This is a genomic window from Methanobrevibacter sp. 87.7, from assembly GCF_002208625.1.
Taxonomy (GTDB): Archaea; Methanobacteriota; Methanobacteria; order Methanobacteriales; family Methanobacteriaceae; genus Methanarmilla.
Map to the genome: position 1 here is coordinate 1 of NZ_MRCT01000255.1, position 1,538 is coordinate 1,538.

At 26.2% G+C, this 1,538-nt stretch carries 1 protein-coding gene; it reads right to left on the bottom strand.

All coding sequences use genetic code 11. The features are described from left to right. Nucleotides 1-137: 137 nt before the first annotated feature. Nucleotides 138-1,370 (bottom strand): peptide chain release factor aRF-1, encoded by a 1,233-nt coding sequence (gene prf1 / locus BGI41_RS08065; RefSeq protein ID WP_088540186.1) that lies wholly within the window; start codon nt 1,368-1,370, stop codon nt 138-140. Nucleotides 1,371-1,538 lie beyond the last annotated feature (168 nt).

The window sequence follows — 1,538 nt, forward strand, 5'->3', positions numbered from 1 at the left end:
AATTAAAATATAATAAAAAAATTAAGACAATGAATAAAAGAAATAATAAAAAAAGCTAATTTAACAAATTAAACTAATTAAAATAAAACTTAATAATATAAACTGATTTTAAAAAAAAGATAAAAATAGTAATAAAACTAAATATGATATCTTAAAATAGCTGCAATACCACCGAAAGCACGATACAATTGCATACCTTCTTCAGTTTCAGTTGAAATTAATTCAACATTAGAACCAACTTCTTCAGCCATTTCAACAAAAGTATCAACAAGATCAACACTTTTATCTTCTTTCATATGTTCATTACATTTTTCACAATTAAAATCTAAATCATCTTTTTTTCTTGGTGTAATATTTTTAGTCCAACCACATTGAGGACATTTCATAGTTACACGTTTTAATTTAAGACCTTCAGAAAGAAGAAGAGTATCTACAGCACCAATTTGAAGGTTACGTCTAACTTCATCTTCACCATAGCTAGCAAGACCAGTTTTATCATTAATAAGTTCATGTAAGAATTTTTGAACAATTTTTTTCTCTTTCATTACATCTAATTCTTCAAGAGTATCTGAAGCTTTATCAATAACCTCACGAATACCGAATTCACCAGTGTAAGAAGTATCTACAGTAGTAATTACTTTATCTTTAATTTCATATTGCATGAAGTCTCCTTCATAGAAATCAATTTTAGTATTACCTGGTCCACCTAATAATACACCTTTAAGATCATCTTTAATAGGTAAATATGCTTCATTAACATGTCTACCAATCCTTTTAAGGAACTCTCTTGCAGCATCTTCAATAACACGGTCAAACCTTCTTTGAGATTGACCTCCTGCTTTATGTTTACCTGGTACACCACTAGTTAAAGTAGCAATAATATTAATATGTTTACCTTTTAAAGTTGCAATAGTTGCTTCTTTCCTATCAATAACACAAATACCATAAACATCTCTTTCAGATACCATTTCTTCTAATGGTTCTAAATAGAAACTACTATCACAGATATACCAATATGTTGTAATAGGTTCAGGTGGTTCAAATACATAAGTTTCCATTTTCTCAGTACCTGGACCTCCTCTTGGAATCATACCAGTAAATAAAACTAAACCATTTTCTGGTGCTTGTTTAAATAATTTAATCCTTTGAATAATAACCTCAATAGCAGATTGTACATTTTTCCTAGTAGATTTACTTTTAATGTTAGAACTTTGTCCAAGCTCATCTCTCATCTGTTTTGCAACATCACTAATCTGTTTTGAATGAGGAATATATACAGAAACTAATTCAGTTCCTCGTCCTTTTTTCTGTGATAAATTTTTTATTGTTTTTTTAAATTCATATAATTCTTTTGAAGATATATCAGTCATTTATTTCTTCCCCGTAAAAATAAAATAATAAAAATAATAATTATAAAAAATAATTAAATTAAAAAAAATTAGAATCTTAAAAAAATAAAGATTCATTAAAATTATAATAATATAACATATATTTTTAAAGTTAATAAATATAATGTTTACTAGGTTAAAATATAAAAT

Excerpts from the sequence above, each read along its gene's own strand:
- prf1 (WP_088540186.1), bottom strand. The coding sequence starts at position 1,370 with ATGACTGATATATCTTCAAAAGAATTATATGAATTTAAAAAAACAATA.